Here is a 17,158-nt window from a genome sequence, read left to right as displayed (position 1 = left end):
AATTCCCAACCTCAAACGCTTAGACTTATCTAGTTCGTCCGCGGCGCGTATCAGTTGGTACCCTGCTGAAGCAAAGTATCCGCTCAAGAAAGAAAATGCTAACTTCTCAGTTTGCGAGGCCTCATACAGCAACGCGCTTGGCAAATATTCCCAAATCATGTAAGTTGGCGACATGTCGAGCGCTGAATTATTGTCGCGAATCACAATCAATCCGGAGATCTGCCACGGCAAACCTTGTGTGCGTGGATTGCGCTATCCGGTGGAGTCCATACTGGAATATTTGGCAGGAGGTGATTCGGTTGAAGATTTGTTGGCGGAATATCCCGACCTTGAGCGCGAGGATTTGCAGGCGTGCCTAGAGTTTGCCGCGCAATCGCTCAGGCTCAAAAGCCGTCATTTGGCGTTGACATGAAATTTGTTGTGGATGCACATCTACCGCCGGGATTGTGCGTCATGTTGCAAGCGGCGGGACACGATGCCATCCATACTTCGCAACTGCCCGCCCAAAATCGCACGGCGGATAAGGTCTTAAATGCGCTTTCTCTGAACGAACAGCGCATCGTCATTACCAAGGACACGGATTTTTACTATTCGCATCTTTTACAGGAAAAGCCCTGGAAACTATTGCTTGTGCGAACTGGCAATATCCGCTCACGCGAACTCAAGTCGCTGTTTGAACGGCATTTACGGGAGATCATTGCCGCGCTTGAGGAAAATTCACTCGTTGAGGTGGATCGGCAAACGGTGCGGGTTGTATTGTGATTTTCGTTTCGGTTTTGCCGGGAAAGCCAAGATTTTGTGAATTTACAGTCTGCCTGACTCAGCCGGTTTAACCGGGCGTTTGTCGCGTGCGGCAGCCGGAACGCGGCCCAATCGCCGCAAGCTTTCGATAAAATTTCCCGACTTGCAAGGTTCCAGTTTGACGACGCGTAATGATTGGCCGTCTTCCTTCCAGTCCAATGTCGCTCCAGGTTTGATATTGAATCGTTCGCGAAGCGCCTTTGGCACTACGGTTTGGCCTTTGCTGGTGACTGTGCTCGTCATGGCAAGAATTTCTAACTTTTAATGGCTTTTGGCAAGTCAGCGGCAACGAAGTTCGTTCTGCGAGGGATTTGGCGGTCACAAACCGCCGTACGGCCTAAACTGTGGCGGCAATTTGCAAAGGGCTTTGGGATGTGCTTAAATGGTGCGGTTCCTTGACATAAGGAGGAGCGCGAGAGGAGATCAGCAGGCTTTCGTGTGCCATCCAACTGCGGAAGCGGACGAAAAAGGCCGGATCAGACGCGTCGGCTCGCCTTGGTCCGCATCAGGTAAGCTCAATAATTCGTGTTGGCTCGCTTTGGTCCGGATAAGTTCGCTTAAGCCCGCTTAGGTTCGCATAAATCTTCAAAATATTTATTTCGGAAAAATGCCCGAAAGTGCGGGTCGGAGCGGATAAGTGCGCTTAAGTGCGGATAAATTTTTGCGCGTCTTTCGCTGTCTTGCGCGTTGCTGAAGAAGGCGTCTGAATTATATGGGGCTCGCGAGTACGCTCGCCTTCCCATTAATCGTTCTTCATTCACGCCGTCCTTTGAAAGGTCTTCCATCGGGTTTCCGAGCATCGAAATCAATTCGGTGGACGCCATAGAAACCTATGTGGCGAACGGTTTTGGCATTGGCCTGACGGTGTCTATTCCCAAGACAAAGATGTCTCCAAAAGTCCGTTCGCTGCCGCTGACCGGCTTTCCGAATGTCATCATGGGCGCGCTCTGGCGCGGCAAACCTTCCCTGCCGATGCGGACACTTTTGGACGAATTACAGGCGCGAGCCGCGAGTTTCAAAGGTTGATTCCGGCAGTCCCGCCCGGCTTGGCGAAACATGGCAAAGGAGTTGCTACTCACCGCCGGTAAGTAGTTAAGAAAAATGCTATGGCTTTGCCATTTTTAAACGGTCAGTCGAAAAAACGCGAACAGGTCATCGCCATTGACCTTGGCGGACGTTCTACGAAAGCGATCCTGCTGCAGCGCCGCGGGGATGTTTATACCTTGTTGCGTTACTGCATCATGGACGCGCCGCTCTATGAAAAAGAGTTGTCGGTGGATGTGCTTACCGACCATTTGAAAGCCGTTTACGCTGCGCTGGACACGAAGACTAAAAACGTGAGCCTGGCCATCAGCGTGAATGATTCCATCGTGCGCCAGGCGGAATTGCCGCAGATACCCGTTGCCGACATGCGGCAAATTTTGCGCATCAACACGAAGAATTATCTCCAGCAGGATTTACCGGGTTATACTTTCGATTGCTATTTCATTCCCATCCGCCAGAACACGGCCGTGGCTGGTGAAACGCCCAAGGCCATCAATGCCACGTCGCAAAAGCTGAAGGTGCTCGTGGGTGGCGCGAAGAAACAGTTGACGGACGATCTCTCGGCGGCGATCCGTGGCGCGGGATTGATTCCCGACCAGGTGATTCCCGGGATCGTGGGGCCGTTCAATGCCTTTGAAATGACGATGCCGGAAATCTTTGAAAAGGAAGCGGTCGCGCTGGTGGATATCGGTTTCAAAAGCACTTCGATTTGCCTGCTGCAAAAGGGTGAATTGATGGTCAGCCGCGTGGTGAATATCGGCGGAGACAAACTTACCCAGGGCCTGGCCGAAGCGATGAGCATCAGCTACGCCGAGGCGGAAGGCATCAAGGTCGGTATGCCGGGCGAAGTGCAATCGAATCTCGAACCGTTGCTCACACCGCTCGGACGCGAATTGCGGGCATCGGTGGATTTCTTTGAACATCAGCAGGACCGCACGGTGAGCCAGATTTATGTTTCGGGCGGATCCGCCCGATCAGAATTCATCATGAAAGCCCTCGAGACCGAGTTGATGGCTCCCTGCAAATCGTGGAGCCCGGTGGCGAATCTGCAAATGGCGCTGCCCGCCGTCCAGGTGAGCGAAATCGAACAGGTGGCTCCCCAACTGACCGTCGCCATAGGCGCAGCGGCCGTCGCATTCTAATTTCGTTTATGCCTATTCGCATCAATCTTCTTGCCGAGGCGCAGTCTGCGGAAGAACTCCGCCGGAAAGACCCGACCAAGCGCGCGATTTATGTGGCGGCGTGCCTCGTCGTGATGGTGCTGGTCTGGATGAGTTCGTTGCAGGTGAAAATCATGGCGGACAAAGCCCATCTCTCGAATCTCGAAGCCCGCCTGAGTTCGCATACGAACGCTTACAATCAAATTCTCGTGAACAAACACAGTCTCGTTGACGTGAAAAGCAAGCTGGAAGCGTTGAATCGCCTGGCGGCAAATCGTTTTCTCAATGCTCCCCTGCTGGACGCGCTGATGCACGGAACGGTGGATGGAATTCAGATCACGCATTTCCGCATGGAACAAAGTTTCATTGCTGTTCCGGAAGTCGCACCGATAATGGAGCGCGGGCACTCGGTCGGCGGCAAACCCGCCGGATCGCTCGAAAGAAATAAGCTGGTTCTCGATGCCAAAGACACCAGCCCCAACCCCGGCAACGACGCGATCAATCATTTGAAGGAGACGCTCGCGCACAGTGGTTATTTCACCAAACAGCAGGTCTCAACGAATGAGATCATGCTCAAGAATCTTTCGACCCCGCAGTTGGATCCTGATTCGGGCAAACCGTACGTGTTGTTCAGCCTGGAATTAAATTATCCCGATCACGAGCGCTGATTATGAGCAAGCTTTCCAAAGAAAAACGCACGCAACTGATTCTCGTAGGACTGGTCACCTGCGCGATCATCGCCGGACTCTGGTTCGGCTTGATCAGCCTGGAGAAAGATAAGATTGCCGAGATCAAGCGCAAGAGCGACAGCGTGCAACAGGAAATTTCCAAGATGCAAAAGGTCAGCGTGGAGGCGGACCAGGTGGCGGATGCGCTCAAGGATGCGACCAATCACCTCAACATGATCGAAAACACGATGCCTTCCGGCGATTTGTTTTCGTGGATCGTGAGTTCGATGCGCCAATTCAATGTTCCCAGTTACAAGGTGGACATGCCGCAGTTTGGGCCGCCGATGGTCGGCAAAGTCGGAATGTTCGGAGCATTTCCCTACAAGGAGGCGCGGGTCGTCGTGAGCGGTTCGGCGTATTATTATGACTTCGGGAAATTTCTCGCGGAGCTTGAAAATCATTTTCCCTATTTGCGCGTGCAAAGTTTGACACTGGAGCCGGGCTTCGGCACCAGCGCCGAGGAGCACGAAAAACTGACGTTCCGCATGGATCTTGTCACGCTCGTTAAATCCAGTGATTCCTAGAGCAACCACATGAAATCGTCACGGCTCATCTCGTTTGTCCGGCTCACCGCGGCGGTCGCGCTGTTCCTCACGCTGCTGGCAGACGCACGCGGCACGAATACCAAACCCGCCGCGAACAGCAAAAGCGCCGGCACAAATGAAGCGCCCGCAGAATTGGCCGTGCCGCTTTCGGTGTTTGATCCAACGGTCAAGCCCACGAAGGACCCATTCTTTCCGCTGTCGGTTCGCCAACCCTTCCCGACTGCGACCAATGTCGTCGCGTTCTCAGCATCGTCTTTTGCGCTCAAGGGGCTTTCCGGTTCGGCCGGCCATCGCCTGGCGCTGATCAACAACCGCACGCTCGCTGATGGCGAAACGACGGAGATCACCACGGCCAACGGCAAGGTCAAGATTCATTGCGTTCGGATCAAAGAAGAATCCGTGATCGTGCGCGCGAGCACACAGTCCGAGCCGATCGAAATCTTTCTCCGCAAGGCCGCGCAGTAATTCCCGCGCCGGCATTTCACGCGGCGGTCGCCATGAAAACTCCTTCGCCAGTTCAAACCGCCCCGCACTTTGAGCCGCTTCTTTCCGGCAAAATCAGCGCGTCAAATCACGCGCCAACGCGTGAACCAGCTTGTCTTAATGATGGACAACCTCGCGAGCAGAGTGGGCACAACCTCAATGAAACCGGCTTGTTTAAAGGGTGTTTTCGCTTGGCACCCTTGCTGCTGAACTCAACCCGCAACTTAGGCACGAGAAAATTCGCGGGCCGAACAAAACGCTAATTAATCATGAAATTGAAATCAACTCTACTGGGCCTCATCGCCTGCATCGCCATCTGTTCCACGGCCATGGCCCGCATCAATGCGCCCGCGCCGGACAGCAGCCAGGCTGCCGTCGCAAATGCGACCCCGGCGGCTGACGCGACCGCGACTCCCGTGGTTGCGGACAATGCCGCTCCGGCAACGACGACCACGCCGGCGGAGGCCGCTCCGGTTGTCGTCGCAACGAACGCCACGGTTACGGTGACTCCCGCCGCTGCGGTGGACTCGACGAATACGCCGGTTGCTCCCGTTGATTCCACAGTCGTCACCAATGCGACCGTTGTTGCTGTGACTCCTGCCGCGCCCGCTGCCGCTCCCAGTTCGGATGCTGCAAATGCACCTCAAGCCCATGATCCTTCGGCAGTCATTCCGTTGATCGTGATGGATGAAGTTCCCTTGACCGACGCGATCAAGAATCTCGCCCGCCAGGCCAGCTTGAATTATATGCTTGATCCGAAAATCAATTACGGCGTGCCCGATGCGAACGGACAAGTCCATCAGCAGCCGAGCGTTTCACTGCGCTGGGAAAATTTGACCGCCGACCAGGCGCTCAATGCGGTGCTTAACAATTATAATTTGGTCATCATTGACGATCCCAAGACGCGCATCGCCCGCATCAGCATCAAAGACCCCGCCGCTCCCGATCCGCTGGTCACGAAAATCATCCAGCTTAAATATGCTTCCGCCTCGAACATGGTTGTCGTGATCAACTCCTCTTCCATCCTGCTCGACAAGCGCAGCAAAGTGACTTCAGACACGCGCACCAGTCAGTTGGTCATCGTTTCCACGGAACGCGAAATGACCACGATTGACGAACTCGTCGCCCGCCTCGATACGCAGACCAAACAAGTTCTGATCGAAGCGCGCATCGTTGAGACTTCAAAGAATCCGACGAGCAGCAAGGGCATTGACTGGTCCGGCACGCTCCAGGCGCAGCACATCACTTTCGGCAATGGCAATACTACAGGAACTTATAACCAGACCGGCTTGAATAACACAGGTTCGACGACGGCCATCAACACTGGCACCGGCAGTCTGCCGGTCGGTTCATCCACCGCGCCTTATGTTACTGGCAATCCGACGATTCTTTCGACCGCCAACGGCCCAACTGCCAATGGCACCGGCGCCACCACGGGGACGGACACTTCATCCGGCCTTACCAGTTTGCTTACTTCCACAGTCGGCAACGGCGGCCTGAGCTTGAATACGGCGAAAGGTTTGTTCCCGGCCACGGCGTTCCTGAATGCCGACGGCGCGTCCGCGGTGCTTTCGTTCCTAAATAATAATTTCGACGCGACGGTGCTCTCGACTCCGCGCGCCGTGACGCTGGATAATGAAGAAGCCATTCTCGCGGTAACGACCGCTCAACCGATCATTCAGACGACGGCCGGCACGCAAGGTTCTCCTGGCGGTTCGCAGGTTATTTATACGAACCTCGGCACGATCCTCCGCGTGACACCGCGCATCTCAGCGAACAACACGATCAATTTGCGCGTTATCCCGGAAGTTTCGGATGTGGGCGCGGTGGTTACCAAGACGGTCAGCGGTTTGACCACACAAGCGGATTCGTTTGACATTCGCCGCATTGATACGCACGTGCTCATTCCGAGCGGCAACACCCTGGTCATGGGCGGTCTCGTCGGCGATACCCGCAGCAAGAACAACACGAAGGTTCCGGTGCTCGGCGATATTCCCTTACTCGGCAATGCGTTTCGTTCCGAGACAAAAAGCCAGAACAAGAAAAATTTGATCATCTTCGTGACGCCGACCATCGTGCAGAGCGAAGACTTCCAGCCGACCGAGACTTCGTTCCTCAAGACAAAAGTCCCGAATCTTAAAGCGGCTGACTTCGGCGCGTGGGACAGCGGCGAACCCCAAGATTGGAGCAAGCTGATCCACTCCAAGAAGAAAACGGACGACTCGGACAACGATATTCCGACGACCAATTAATTGCGATACTTTCACGAGCGCCCCGCTAACCAGCGGGGCGTTGTTTTTTGCGCAGATCGCGATCGACAAATCAGCGAAAATAATTCACTGCCATTGCGCGTCGGCGATTTTGCGCAAATATTCAAACGGATAAATCCCTGTAGCGTGGCCATCACCCCAGATGGGTTGAATGGCGTAACTGCCGACATTCACGATGCGCAGGAGTTGAAACGATTGGGGTTTTAGGGGCGTATCGGGGCCTTTGTAAAGATTGCCCATGATGTCCACCTCACCCTTGCAACCCGCACAGGGACAACACCAACGAAGCCGTTCGAGCTTCATAAAGCTCTCACTGCCGTCGGCCCATTTGATCGCCAGTTCCTCGCCGATCGGTTGAATATCCAAAGGTCGCATACTTTAATCTACTCCCCGTGGATTGGAGCGTCCATTAATTCGTACGACACGGATAAGCCGTTTAAGAAACTTTGCGGCAACTATCTAATTGTAAAAATCGTTGACTTGCGCGGCCTGCGAGAGAAAAATCGGCGCGATTCGGGTGGCAGCACGTTTCTTCAGCGGGATTCCCCATCCCCACCTCCTTGGCGTCTGCCCCCGGGTCTTTTTAAAAGCGCCGGATTTTTTCAGATGTTCTTATCCCTTCCTGCTGGCAAAAGAAGCCCGCATCTCCCCACTGAAAACTTGAAACTTGAAACTTTTCTCTCTCCCACGGCAGCACGCCATACAATCATAGATATAGTCTCACCTAATATTTTTTATTGATTCAAATTTTGATTGTGGTATCGTCCTTTTAGTAAAAGTTGAAAACAGATGCTACAGCCTCGGTGGAAACGGATGCGCGGGCGGACAGGGACCACGTTTCGCTCGAAGGCATGCACGGCACGATTGCCGTTCCCACGAAGGGTGCCGGTTTCTGGAAGCAATGGCGGGCGTTTGCCGGACCGGCCTTTTTGGTGAGCGTCGGTTACATGGATCCCGGCAACTGGGGCACGGATCTGCAAGGCGGCGCGCAATTCAAATACGGGCTTCTCTGGGTGGTCGCCATGGCCAGCCTTCTGGCCATCGTGGTGCAAGTCATCGCCGCACGCCTGGGTGTTGTCACTGGCAAAGACCTCGCGCAATGTTGCCGCGATTGGTATCCCGCCTGGACGCGCTGGCCAAACTGGCTATTGTGCGAAGTCGCCATCGGCGCCTGCGATCTCGCGGAAGTGCTTGGCAGCGCCGTTGCCATCAACCTGCTCTTCCACATTCCCCTGCTCTGGGCGGTGATCATCACGGGTTTCGATGTTCTGCTGCTGCTCGCGTTGCAACGGCTCGGCATGCGCACGCTGGAGGGAATTATTCTGCTGCTGATCGCGACGATTGCCGTCTGTTATTACATCGAAATTTTCGTGCTGCCGCAAACGCAGCCCAGCATTTCGGAAATGGGCCACGCATTGATTCATCCGGCCTTGCATCCGGCGGCATTGATCTATGTGGCCATCGGCATCATCGGCGCGACGGTCATGCCGCATAACCTTTACCTGCATTCGGCATTGGTGCAGAGCCGCAAAGTGAAAAAAGATGCGGCCTCGATCCGGCAGGCGATTCGCTTTAACACGATTGATTCCACCGTGGCGTTGAGTGTCGCTTTCTTCATCAATGCCGCCATTCTCGTGCTCGCGGCAACAGTGTTTTTCGGGCGCGACAGCGTGGGCGTGCCAGGCGGACAGATCGTGAAATTCACCGACGACACGGATTGGATTCGCATCGCTTACCTGACGCTCGCGCCGCTATTGGGAACGGCCATCGGCAGCACGCTTTTTGCGGTTGCGCTTTTGGCGAGCGGCCAAAGCAGCACTATCACTGGCACGCTGGCTGGCCAAGTCGTGATGGAGGGGTTCATGCACTGGCGCATCTCGCCGTGGCTGCGGCGCATGATCACGCGATTATTCGCGGTCGTGCCGGCAGTGCTGGTTATCTGGTGGCGCGGCGATGGCAGCGTGAATGACCTGCTGATTTTGAGCCAGGTCGTGCTGGCGTTGCAGTTGCCGCTCGCGCTTTTTCCATTGCTGCACTTCACCAGTTCGCAAAAGCGGATGGGCGTGTGGAAAAACGGATGGCTGCTGCTCGCCGCTGGCTGGGGCGGTGCGATCTTGATCACGGCGCTCGACCTTTATGGTCTGCCGGAATCAGTCAAAACGGCCTGGCGCATTATCGGCGGTCACTAAAAACCGCAAATCATTTATATCTGCGAGTATGCGGTTGGCCGCAGGAAAACCCGGCTGATTTTGGATACGATCTCGGCGTCGGTGAATCCGGGAGTCTTGCTTAACTTTTTCCACTCGGGATTGCCGCCGAAGGCACCCCAGCATTTATCGTGGTCGGCCATGTCCGCGTAGGTGAGTATGTAAGTCAGATTCGGCAAGCGCGAACCGATGAGTGTCTCGCCGAAGAAAACGGGTCGCAAACCGGCGTGGGCGAAAATCCGCAGTTCATCGTTATTGAACATCTCAATTTTCTTTTTGTTCGCGCGCTTGCTGGGGTTTTCGTAAGTGCGCAGCTCAAAGATGCGCGGTTTGTTTTCAGACGCGCCTGCGGGAACTTTCAATTTGGGCACGCCGGTAATGGCGCCCATGAAGCTGCTTTCCACGCGGTCGTACGACGGATCTGAGGATGGCGCGTCCAGGAATTCCGCGCCCGCTTTCAAATAATCTGCGTCCTGAAGCAACCGGTCGGTCGTAGTGACAAATTGTTCGGGAGACGAATAGGGAATCAGGACGTACATGGTCGGGTTATCCGTCCCGATCATCATTTCAAAAACTCCGATTGGCCCGACGCCCGCGCGACCGAAAGCGGGCATGGCGGCATCGCGGTAAAAATCATCGAAAACTTTTTGTTTTGGCCCCTTGCGCAAATGATAGAGGCGCAGTTCATAAAATTCGCGGCCCGCTGGTTTGTCCTGGGCAGGCGCGTTGAACACTGCGGCCAGCGAACCAACACTCGCGGCGGCCACGGAAGTTTTTAAAAAGTTTCGTCGCTTCATAATTTTATTGCGGTTTGATTTAAAGCATTTCGAGGAGGTGATTCAATTCGGCGTCCGTGTTATAAAAATGCGGCGAGAGGCGGATGTAACGGCGTCCAGCGCGGTCATTGCGTAACGACGTGATGATATTCGCGGCCTCGAGTTTTTGATGGAGCGCGGGGATGATGGTTTCGTCCGCGTGATAAAAAGTCACGATGCCGCTGGCAGTTTCGGGCCCGGCTTTCGCGGCGAGGACTTGATAACCCTTCGCCTGCAACGCGGGCACGAGCAAGGCGCGCTTGCGCAAAAGCTCGGCGGCGATGTTGTCTATGCCGATTTCGAGGAGCAACTCCATCGCCGCGTTCAGCCCCACCTGTCCCAGCAAATTATACGTGCCCGCCTCGAAGCGATACGGCCCGCTGCGAAAAGTGATTTGCTCCTGCGCGATAAAATTCGGCGAGCGCACGTTGTTCGAGCCGTAAACCGGCGGGCGCAATTTTTCCTGCAAATCCTGTTTCACATACATCAAACCGGCGGCGCAGGGGCCGAGCAGCCATTTGTGAGCATCGGCGGCGAGGAAATCAATATTCTCAACCGTGGTTGGAAAGGCGCCGAGCGTCTGGATGCCATCCACGGAAAATAAAATATTTCGCTCACGCAAAAATTTGCCGATCGCCTGGTGATCAATGCGCGTGCCGGACACGAAGTGACACGACGCCAGCGCGACGAGCCGCGTCTGCTCGTCCACCTGCCCCATCACGTCAATGGTGCGGATGCTGCCGAGTTCACGCGTGTTGATCAGGCGCACTTGCACTCCGCGCTCGGACAACGCCATCCACGGATAAACATTCGAGGGATAATCGTCGAAATAAATGAGGACGTTATCGTGCTTGCGAAAATTCAGGCCGGACGCGAAGAAGCTCAACGCAAGCGACGTGGGGCCGACGAGCGAAACTTCCTCGGGCTTGGAATTGAGCAGACGCGCGGCGAGCTGGCGTCCTTCATCGAGCACCGCCGGATAAATGAAACGCTCCTGGTCACCGAGCGTGGCGGCACGGGCGTAATTCGAGACGGCTTCGGCGACGCGATTGGGCAGCGGGCAATCACCCGCATGCGCGAGAAAAATTTTGTCGCGAGTGACGGGAAATTCGTGCTGGCGTAACTCTTCATTTTTGAGAACTTCGTCGAGCGTCATGGAAGGATTAAATAGAGCGATGGCGCGGGCTGCAAAGATTATTTGCCCCGCATGCGTTCACTGTGAACCGGAGCCAAAGCCATTGGTGATTTGGTTAATCTGGTTGAAGTATCCAGTATAGAATGAGATGACTTTGAAAGCGATGAAGCCGGCGATGATGAAATAAACAAATTTCGGCATCCATTGGGCGAGCAGGTGAAGCTTGGTTGTGCCTTCTTCCTGATAATAATCGCGTAGCCGCTTGAGTGAATCGTCGAGCTGGCCGCTGACTTCGCCACTCTTGTAAAGATTCCTAAAAACTTCGGGAAATTCGCGCGGCGCGGCGTTCACGGCGTCGGAGGGCAGCGTGCCGGACATAACCTGCGAACGCCAGGCGAGAACCGTGTGCAGAATTCTTGGTGAACCACACGCGGCGGCGGCCATTTCCCATGCCTCGACAATCGTAACGCCGGCGTTAATGAGCGCTTCAAGGGCGGCGGAGAGCCGGGAAAGCGCCAGGCAATGACGCGCAGTCCCCAGCACAGGAACCGGGCGAAGAAACTTTTCAAAAATCGAGCGCCAGTGCGCTCCCCGGCGGCCTTGCGCGGCATAAATTATCAATGCGATACCGCCGTAGATCGGCAGCAGAATTGCAAAGGTTTCCAGAAAAAATCTGGTTACCGTCATTGTGCCCTTAAACCATTGCAACAGGGGAAATAGAAACAGCGAAAAGTGAAACAGGAATGCGGGATATAATAAGTCGGCGATGATTTGCCGCAGCATCTTCGCACGGTCTTCGTAAAAATCCGCGAGCAGGCGGAAAATGGCGTCGAGTCGTCCACTGCGTTCGGCGGCTTGCACGAGCGCGACGTCAAAGGATGGAACCCACATGCCGGGATGCGCGAGGGCCTCGGAAACGGTCGCACCCATCGAGAGCTGCAGGACCATTTGCTTGAGGGGCTCGCGGAAGAAACGGGAAGGTGGATTACGCGAGAGCATCTCCAGCGCGCCGATGATGGGAATGCCCGCCGCCGTGAGCTGGCTGAGCTGCCGATAGAGTTGCGCGCGCTGGACGAGTTGGCGGGGCGTGACGATTAGCGGCATGACGCCCGCGCGCGCGGGAAACCTCAGGTCAATTTATCGAAGCTTGCCTTGAGGTCGCGCTTGCTGCGCAGGCCGACAATCTGCTCCGCCACTTCACCGTTCTGGAAAAGCAACAACGTGGGAATGGCGCGCACGCCGTATTCGGTGGCCAGGTTTTGCTGGTCATCAATGTTGACCTTGCCGATGGTGATCTTGCCGGCGTATTCATCGGACAATTCATCGAGGATGGGCGCGATCATTTTGCAGGGACCGCACCACTCGGCCCAAAAATCAACAAGGACGGGCGTGGCGGATTTGAGGACTTGTTCCTGGAAATTGTCCTTGGTCAGCGTAACGATGTTCGTGGAGGCCATGAGTAAAAATTAAATGGATAGGTGTGGTGCAACGAGGCGTTGATGTCCGCTCTTTCTCAAGTGAACAACATCATGCAATAGATAGTGCTTCCGACGGCGACCAAACCGGCAACGGCGGCGGCAATCGCGAGGCCCACGTCCAATCCGCTTAATGCGGGTGCAGCTTGCTGAACGACGGGACGCGGAGCGGGACGTTGGACAGCGGCGGGAGCCACGGGCGCAGCACCGGCGCGGGCAACGGCAGGAGCAGCGGCGGCTGCGGGTGCTGCCGGCATGGGAGCCGGAGCCGTCGGACCACCGGGAGGCAGCGTCGGCAACTTGATCGTCGGCGCGGCGGAAGGTTTGGGTGGCAAATTAATGCGGACCGTTTCCTTTTTGGGTTGAACCTTGGAGGCTTCAGGGGGCTTCGGAGGGACCGCGCCGCCCGGCGTTGGAGTTGTTTCGTCTGCCATAAAAAAATGTTTTCTCGGGTCAAGTTAGAGTTGCGCTGTGGAACTGTCAAACAGTTATTCCAAAGGAAAATAGGCGCCAACATTTTTAAAAAAACCGCGCCAGCAATTTATAAGATGCGCGAAAGGGATGGTTTGTTTCCGGTCGAGGAAAACGGGTGCAAGCTATTCGTTTCTGGCACATTAAGTGCTGATTTTTTGGGCATGAAGTTGCGGCATCTTTGGCTGGTTTTATTGACGGTTTTATTAGGCATTTCCGCGTACGCGGCGGATGATGCGGCGACGAATACCGTAACTGAACCAGTTCCATCCAAAAATGGGACGAATGTGGATGAGCCAGCAGTTCCGGGGCCTACTTTTACGAACAGCGTCAACATGAAGCTGGTGCAGGTGCCGGGCGGATTTTGGGCGGGCGTGTATGAGGTCACTCAAAAAGAATATACTGCTATCATGGGTGTAAACGGCAGCGCCTTTCCCGGCGATTCGCAGCCGGTCGAGAATGTTTGCTGGAATGACGCTGTGGAATTCTGCGACAAACTCACTGCGCGCGATTTGAAAAAGAAATTTTTGCCGAAAGGTTTTCAATATGGCTTGCCGACGGAAGACGAATGGCAATCGCTCGTCGGCGACGCGACGCTGGACAATGCCGTGACGAGTCTCGGCGCGGTGAACCGCACGCAGCCAAGCGACGTCGGCTCGCTCGCGCCAAATAATCTTGGCTTGTACGATATTCGCGGAAATGTGATGGAGTTTTGCATGAGCGACGTATCGCAGCCGTTTCGTTTTTTGAAGGGCGGTTCATGGCAGGACTTCGTGGACGTGAATCTGCGGCCGGAGTTCCGCTGGTATTGCAAACCGGACGAGCGACAGGGAACTTTTGGCTTTCGGGTGATATTGAAGGGGCCGTAGGAAGTTTTCAGCTGGGAGTTTCGGTCGCTCGAATCAATTTTCCAAACTGAAAGCTTCTCCAAAACTCCCACCCGCTTCCGGGGATACCATTAAAAGGGTGGAGACGCTATTGTAATCAGAAACCCAATCACTAGGCTAGCGTGATTCAACCTGATTACAATACGCATGAACAAATGCACTTACTGTGGCGTCGGACGATTCCGAATGCACAAAAACTTTTTCCTCATCGCTCTCCTTACCGGAAGTGCCCTTTTTGAACTCACCGGTTTTGCCGCGGAAGCAACGAAAGATCTCGCCGATTACATCAATCCCATCATCGGCGCCAGCACGAGCGCGCGGCTGGGCGAAGGCAAAACTTTTCCGGGCGCGACGACTCCCTGCGGCCTAGTGCAACTCAGTCCGGACACAATCACCGGCGGTGATAACGGGCCTGGTTATTCCTATGAACACAAATCCATCGAGGGTTTCAGCTTCACCCACATGAGCGGTGTGGGTTGGTATGGCGACCTGGGAAATTTTTCGGTGATGCCCACCACCGGTGCGCTCAAAACCGAGCGCGGTGTGAACGGCTCGGAGGATGGTTATCGTTCGCGTTTTTCGCACGACACAGAAATCGCGCAAGCGGGTTATTATGCCGTCACGCTGGATGATTATCATATTCGCACCGAACTTGCGGCGGCGGCGCGCGCGGGAATTTTGCGCTTCACGTTTCCGAAGTCTGACCAATCACGCATCCAGATTGATTTAGCGCGGCGCATCGGCGGCACATCCACTCGGCAATCAGTGAAAGTTGTGGACGACCACACGATTGAAGGCTGGATGAAGTGCCCACCATCCGGCGGCGGTTGGGGCGACGGCGCGGGCAAAGCGAATTACACGGTTTATTTTTCCGCGCAATTCAGCGAGCCGTTGAAAAAATTTGGCGTGTGGTCGGCGAACATTCCCGACGGTTGGAACCGTCATCGCGAAGACGTCGGCAGCAAACGCTATCGCGACGCGGTCGCACACGCAGAAATCTTTGATGGCTGCCGCGAGCGCGAAGACAAGCATCTGGGGTTCTTCGACGAATTTCCAACGACAGTCGGGCAACAGGTTTTGCTGAAGGTGGGCATTTCGTTCGTGAGCATTGAGGGTGCGCGAGAAAATTTGCAGCATGATATTCCGGGTTGGGATTTTGATGCTGTACGGAAGAGCGCGCGGGATTTGTGGTCGCAGGCATTGTCAGGCGTGGCAATCGAAGGCGGGACAGATACGCAGAAAACGATTTTTGCAACGGCGATGTATCATTCGCTGATTGACCCGCGAGCGTGCTCGGATGTGAACGGACTCTATACCGGTGCGGATGGCAAGGTCCATAAGACGAGTGATTTTACGTGTCGCACGATCTTTAGCGGCTGGGATGTTTTTCGCGGTGAATGTCCGCTGTTGAGCATCATCCGCCCGGACATTGTGAATGATTTGGTAAACTCACTGATGCAACAGGCGGTGTTAAGCGGTGATGGTTATTTAGCGCGCTGGGAAATTCTCGGCGCGGAATCCGGTTGCATGATAGGCGATCCGGCGGTGTCGGTTTTTGCGGATGCTTATGAGAAAGGCATTCGTGGTTATGATGTGAACGAGGCTTACCGGCTTTGCCGTGAAAGTGTGACTGGGCCGAAAAGCAGCCGCGCGGATTTGGCATTTTATAAGACCAATGGATTCGTGCCGCGAAGTATTTCGTGGACTTTGGAAGATGCGTATTTCGATTATTGCGCGGGAAGATTCGCGGAGTCGCTCGGCAAAACGGACGACGCCAAGGTGCTGCTCAGGCGCGCGTTGAACTATACCAACATCTACGATCCCGCCGTTCACAACATGCACGCGAAGGAGGCGGACGGTTCGTGGACGCCGTGGAAGGGCGCGACGACCGAAGGCCAAGGCTGCGTGGAGAGCAACCCGTATCAGCAAGGCTGGTTCGTGCCGCAGGATGTTAGCGGCTTGATCGGATTGATGGGCAAGGACGAGTTCCTGAATTATCTGAACACGTTTTTCGAGAAGACGCCGACGAACTTTTTGTGGAACGCGTATTGCAACCACGCCAATGAACCGGTGCATCACACCGCGTATCTATTCACTTATGCGGGCGCGCCGTGGCTCACGCAAAAGTGGTCGCGCTATATCATGGACGACGCGTATCGCAACGGCGTCAATGGCATCTGCGGCAATGACGACGTGGGCCAGATGTCGGCATGGTATGTGTTGAGCGCGATTGGATTTTACCCGGTGTCGCCGGTGGATGGAGTGTATATCATCGGCAGTCCGTTGTTCGATAAGGTGACGATTCGCCTCGACCCGCATTATTATCCCGGCAAGACCTTCACAGTGATTGCGCATAACAATTCAGCGGAGAATATTTATATTCAATCGGCGAAGTTGAATGGCAAGCCGCTCGATCGCGCGTGGATCAAGCACGCAGAAATTGCGGCAGGCGGAACTTTGGAATTCGAGATGGGCCGCGAGCCGAACAAGAATTGGGGTGCGGAAGAATTGCCACCGTCGCTTTCCAACCGATAACAAAGCGCATCAAAATCAGTGGTAAGAAAAAATCGGTTGCCTTACTCTTCAGGCGAGGAAAATCTATGCGCGTTATCGTTTTTTTATTACCGGTCATATTTTTAGTTTCATGCTCGACCGGAGATTTCACTCGTCCCGACGATATTGCCCTGCCGACGGTCTATTTCAATAACGTCTATGTCCCGGGCGGAAACCCCACCGTTCCCTCTCCGAACAAAAGCCATTTTTTACAAGTTGAACGAGCCGGTTTCGTAGTTCTTCGGCGCGAGGGAAAGCCAAAAGCGTATTATTTTTTGAAGGCCAAACTGCTTCAGAAAATAACCCAGACATATCGGCTGCGAACAGAATTCGAGGATTCAAAAACACCCGGCCAATTCAAGATAAGCGACACCGATTTGCCTCCGGATAATGATGGAGTTCTGGTCAGTTCGTCTGAGCCGGAATGGGGAATTCAATATTTTCATCCTTATACAATTAAGCTGGAAATATTCGCAAAAAGCGATCCAGCATCCAATAGATACCTTGGCGCAAACTTTCAGAGCTAACATTGATACTACGACCGGCGAAGTCAGGATAGACCGGGAATTCCATCCGGTCTCCGC

19 protein-coding genes are annotated in these 17,158 nt (G+C 54.7%); 12 read left to right on the top strand and 7 right to left on the bottom strand.

Going from position 1 to position 17,158, the window contains the following annotated elements; all coding sequences use genetic code 11:
- Positions 1-172 precede the first annotated feature (172 nt).
- Both VH413_12240 and VH413_12235 read left to right on the top strand, forming a co-directional pair.
- Positions 173-412, top strand: coding sequence for a DUF433 domain-containing protein (locus tag VH413_12240; protein HEX3799460.1), 240 nt, complete (start codon positions 173-175; stop codon positions 410-412).
- Between the two features lie 8 nt (positions 413-420).
- Positions 421-762 (top strand): DUF5615 family PIN-like protein, encoded by a 342-nt coding sequence (locus VH413_12235; GenBank protein ID HEX3799459.1) that lies wholly within the window; start codon positions 421-423, stop codon positions 760-762.
- Between the two features lie 42 nt (positions 763-804).
- On the opposite strand, the gene VH413_12230 is transcribed toward VH413_12235, so the two are convergent.
- Positions 805-1,044, bottom strand: a complete 240-nt coding sequence (locus tag VH413_12230; GenBank protein ID HEX3799458.1) for an AbrB/MazE/SpoVT family DNA-binding domain-containing protein — start codon at positions 1,042-1,044, stop codon at positions 805-807.
- A 570-nt stretch (positions 1,045-1,614) separates the two neighbouring features.
- Between VH413_12230 and VH413_12225 the strand changes: the two genes are divergently transcribed.
- From VH413_12225 to VH413_12200, 6 genes are all read left to right on the top strand, one after another.
- Entirely contained in the window at positions 1,615-1,827 is a 213-nt protein-coding gene (locus VH413_12225) for a hypothetical protein (GenBank protein HEX3799457.1), read from the top strand.
- 80 nt (positions 1,828-1,907) lie between these two features.
- Positions 1,908-2,987, top strand: coding sequence for a pilus assembly protein PilM (pilM, locus tag VH413_12220; GenBank protein ID HEX3799456.1), 1,080 nt, complete (start codon positions 1,908-1,910; stop codon positions 2,985-2,987).
- Positions 2,988-2,995: 8 nt separating this feature from the next.
- The gene (locus VH413_12215) at positions 2,996-3,673 is read left to right on the top strand and encodes a hypothetical protein (protein HEX3799455.1); all 678 of its coding nucleotides are present in this window, start codon (positions 2,996-2,998) and stop codon (positions 3,671-3,673) included.
- A 2-nt stretch (positions 3,674-3,675) separates the two neighbouring features.
- Positions 3,676-4,257, top strand: coding sequence for a hypothetical protein (locus tag VH413_12210; protein ID HEX3799454.1), 582 nt, complete (start codon positions 3,676-3,678; stop codon positions 4,255-4,257).
- 9 nt (positions 4,258-4,266) lie between these two features.
- A complete protein-coding gene (locus VH413_12205; protein ID HEX3799453.1) occupies positions 4,267-4,743 on the top strand; it encodes a hypothetical protein in 477 nt (158 codons plus the stop codon).
- A 287-nt stretch (positions 4,744-5,030) separates the two neighbouring features.
- A complete protein-coding gene (locus VH413_12200) occupies positions 5,031-7,013 on the top strand; it encodes a secretin N-terminal domain-containing protein (GenBank protein ID HEX3799452.1) in 1,983 nt (660 codons plus the stop codon).
- A gap of 84 nt (positions 7,014-7,097) precedes the next feature.
- Here VH413_12200 and VH413_12195 read toward each other — a convergent pair whose 3' ends face one another.
- Positions 7,098-7,406 (bottom strand): DUF971 domain-containing protein, encoded by a 309-nt coding sequence (locus VH413_12195; protein HEX3799451.1) that lies wholly within the window; start codon positions 7,404-7,406, stop codon positions 7,098-7,100.
- A 404-nt stretch (positions 7,407-7,810) separates the two neighbouring features.
- Here VH413_12195 and VH413_12190 point away from each other — a divergent pair, with 404 nt between their 5' ends.
- Entirely contained in the window at positions 7,811-9,220 is a 1,410-nt protein-coding gene (locus VH413_12190; GenBank protein HEX3799450.1) for an Nramp family divalent metal transporter, read from the top strand.
- A 14-nt stretch (positions 9,221-9,234) separates the two neighbouring features.
- On the opposite strand, the gene VH413_12185 is transcribed toward VH413_12190, so the two are convergent.
- From VH413_12185 to VH413_12165, 5 genes are read right to left on the bottom strand one after another with little or no spacing between them, the layout of a single operon-like run.
- Positions 9,235-10,035, bottom strand: coding sequence for an NIPSNAP family protein (locus VH413_12185; protein ID HEX3799449.1), 801 nt, complete (start codon positions 10,033-10,035; stop codon positions 9,235-9,237).
- Between the two features lie 19 nt (positions 10,036-10,054).
- A complete protein-coding gene (locus VH413_12180) occupies positions 10,055-11,209 on the bottom strand; it encodes an aminotransferase class V-fold PLP-dependent enzyme (protein ID HEX3799448.1) in 1,155 nt (384 codons plus the stop codon).
- Between the two features lie 57 nt (positions 11,210-11,266).
- The gene (locus VH413_12175; protein ID HEX3799447.1) at positions 11,267-12,292 is read right to left on the bottom strand and encodes a type II secretion system F family protein; all 1,026 of its coding nucleotides are present in this window, start codon (positions 12,290-12,292) and stop codon (positions 11,267-11,269) included.
- 23 nt (positions 12,293-12,315) lie between these two features.
- Positions 12,316-12,645, bottom strand: a complete 330-nt coding sequence (gene trxA / locus VH413_12170; GenBank protein HEX3799446.1) for a thioredoxin TrxA — start codon at positions 12,643-12,645, stop codon at positions 12,316-12,318.
- 56 nt (positions 12,646-12,701) lie between these two features.
- Positions 12,702-13,097 carry a hypothetical protein gene (locus VH413_12165; protein ID HEX3799445.1) on the bottom strand — a complete coding sequence of 132 codons (396 nt, stop codon included), beginning with the start codon at positions 13,095-13,097 and terminating at the stop codon, positions 12,702-12,704.
- Positions 13,098-13,298: 201 nt separating this feature from the next.
- On the opposite strand from VH413_12165, the gene VH413_12160 reads away from it, so the two are divergent.
- The 3 genes from VH413_12160 to VH413_12150 all read left to right on the top strand — a co-directional run bounded on the left by VH413_12160 (position 13,299) and on the right by VH413_12150 (position 17,101).
- Complete coding sequence (locus VH413_12160) at positions 13,299-14,003, top strand: SUMF1/EgtB/PvdO family nonheme iron enzyme (GenBank protein ID HEX3799444.1); 705 nt, start codon at positions 13,299-13,301, stop codon at positions 14,001-14,003.
- Positions 14,004-14,207: 204 nt separating this feature from the next.
- Entirely contained in the window at positions 14,208-16,556 is a 2,349-nt protein-coding gene (locus VH413_12155) for a GH92 family glycosyl hydrolase (GenBank protein ID HEX3799443.1), read from the top strand.
- A 65-nt stretch (positions 16,557-16,621) separates the two neighbouring features.
- Complete coding sequence (locus VH413_12150; GenBank protein ID HEX3799442.1) at positions 16,622-17,101, top strand: hypothetical protein; 480 nt, start codon at positions 16,622-16,624, stop codon at positions 17,099-17,101.
- Positions 17,102-17,158 lie beyond the last annotated feature (57 nt).

It is taken from the genome of Verrucomicrobiia bacterium, assembly GCA_036268055.1.
In the GTDB taxonomy this organism is placed as follows: domain Bacteria; phylum Verrucomicrobiota; class Verrucomicrobiia; order Limisphaerales; family Pedosphaeraceae; genus DATAUW01.
This window is presented reverse-complemented; position numbering and strand designations above follow the sequence as displayed.